Source organism: Streptomyces katrae (genome assembly GCF_000966975.1).
Lineage (GTDB): Bacteria > Actinomycetota > Actinomycetes > Streptomycetales > Streptomycetaceae > Streptomyces > Streptomyces katrae.
Genome location: NZ_JZWV01001532.1, coordinates 1 through 2,271 on the forward strand (window position 1 = coordinate 1; position 2,271 = coordinate 2,271).

The 2,271-nt window shown below is 78.6% G+C and carries 1 protein-coding gene and 1 pseudogene; both read right to left on the reverse strand.

What is annotated here, in order from left to right:
- The coding region (locus tag VR44_RS43525) for a beta-ketoacyl reductase (RefSeq protein ID WP_245692885.1) at positions 1-1,445 on the reverse strand (1,445 nt) is incomplete at its 3' end.
- Positions 1,337-2,200, reverse strand: a pseudogene (locus VR44_RS46240) (polyketide synthase dehydratase domain-containing protein); the annotation flags it as partial. The pseudogene VR44_RS46240 and the gene VR44_RS43525, both read right to left, overlap by 109 nt.
- Between the last annotated feature and the right edge of the window lie 71 nt (positions 2,201-2,271).

Sequence of the window (2,271 nt, forward strand, 5' to 3'; positions counted from 1 at the left end):
GCCTGGGCCCGCAGGGCCTCGGTGTCCAGGCGGACGGGGACCAGGGCGGCCCTTTCGGAGCGGCAGGCGGCGTCGAGGAGCGCGAGGCCTTCCCCGGCCTCCAGGGCGATCAGTCCGGAGCGGCTGATCCTGTGCCGGTCGGCGGCGGCCAGCCCGGCCGTGAGCGTGCTGTCCTGCGCCCACAGGCCCCAGGCGAGGGACACCGCGGGGAGCCCCTCCGCCCGGCGGGATGCGGCCAGGGCGTCGAGGAAGGAGTTCGCGGCGCAGTAGTTGGCCTGTCCGGCGCTGCCGAGGGTTCCGGCGGCGGAGGAGAACAGGACGAAGGCGGACAGGTCCAGGTCGCGGGTGAGTTCGTGCAGGTGGAGTGCGCCGGTGACCTTGGCGGCGAAGACCCGCTGGATGCGCTCCGGGGTGAGGGCGGTGAGCACGCCGTCGTCGCTGACGGCGGCCGCGTGGACCACCGCCGTCAGCGGATGTTCGGCGGGGAGCCGGGCCAGCAGGGCGGAGAGCGCCTGCCGGTCGGCCACGTCGCAGGCCACGGTGTCCACTGCGGCTCCGTGGGCGGCGAGTTCGGCGGCGAACTCGTGTGCGCCTTCCGCGCGGGGGCCGCTGCGGCTGAGCAGGAGCAGCCTGCGGACGCCGTGCCGGGTGACGAGGTGGCGGGCGACCAGGCGTCCCAGGGTGCCGGAGGCGCCGGTGAGCAGGACGGTGCCGTGCGGGGCGAACACGGGGTCCTCCTCCGCGTCGGTCCCCTCGCTCCCCCGGCCGGCGGGCGGCCCGTCGGCGCGTACCAGCCGGGGTGCGAGGAGGGTTCCGGCGCGCAGCGCCAGTTCCGGTTCGCCCGTGGCGGCAGCGGCGGCGAGCAGGGCGGGGTCCGCCTGCCCGGGGTCGGCCGTGGTGTCGACGAGGAGGAAGCGGCCGGGGTTCTCGGACTGCGCCGAGCGGACGAGACCCCAGGCGGCGGCCTGCGCGGGGTCGGCGCCCTCCCCCGGGCCGGTGGCGACGGCGCCACGGGTGAGGACCAGCAGCCGGGAGCCGGCGAAGCGGGTGCGGCCCGGGCCGTCCGGGCGGGCCGGCCGGCGTCGTCCCCGGGGGTGTCCCCCTCGGGGGCCGTGACGGTCACGGCCACGGTGTCCGGGACGGGGGCGTCCTCCGCGCGCAGGGCGGCGAGCGAGCCGCGCGGGGTGAGCTCGGCGTCCTGCGGGGCGGCGGGCCGGTCCACGGGGGCCCACACCGGCCGGAAGAGCCCGTCTCCGCGGGTACCGGCGGTGGCGGCCGGCTGCCCGGCCGCCACGGGGCGCAGTACCAGGGAGTCCACGGAGAGCACGGGCCGGCCCGTGCCGTCCGCGAGGAGCAGGGTGACGGCGCCGTCCGCGTCCGGCGCGGGGGCCAGCCGGGCCCGGAGGGTGGTGGCTCCGGTGGCGTGGAGGGTGACGCCGTTCCATTCGAAGGGGATACGGGGGCCGTCGTGCGGGGTGGTGTCGCCGAGGCCGGTGGTGTGGAGGGCGGCGTCGAAGAGGGCGGGGTGCAGCCCGAATCCGGTGGTGTCGGTGCCGTCGGGCAGGGCGATCTCGGCGAAGAGCTCCTCGCCGCGCCGCCAGCCCGCGCGGACGCCCCGGAACAGGGGCCCGTACTCCAGGCCGAGGCCGGTCAGCCGGTCGTAGAGGGCGGCGGGGTCGGCCGGTTCGGCGCCGGCCGGGGGCCAGGCGGTGAGCGCGGAGGGGTCCGGGGCGACGGCGGGGGCGGCGGCCAGCAGGCCGGAGGCATGGCGGGTCCAGGTGTCGTCGGCGAGGGCCTCGTCGGGCTGGGAGTAGAGCCGTACGCCGCGCCGGCCGTGGGCGTCGGCGGCGTCGACGACGGCCTGGAGCCGCACGCCGCCCTGCGCAGGCAGCGGGAGCGGTGCCTCCAGGGTGAGCTGCTCGATCCGGCCGCATCCCACCTGGTCGCCGGCGCGGACGGCCAGCTCGACCAGGGCGGTGCCCGGCAGCAGGGGGGTGCCCAGCACCCGGTGGCCGGCGAGCCAGGGGTGCGTGGCGAGCGATACGCGGCCCGTCAGCAGGACGCCCTCGCCGTCGGTGAGGGTGAGGACGGCGCCGAGCAGGGGGTGGCCGGCGGGGCGGAGGCCGGCGCCGGAGACGTCGCCGGTGGCGGGCCGGGTCTGGAGCCGGTACTCCTCGCGCTGGAAGGGGTAGGTGGGCAGGTCGAGGCGCCGGGCGCCGCGTCCGGTGTGGACGGCGGTCCAGTCGACGGAGGTGCCGTGGACGTGGAGCC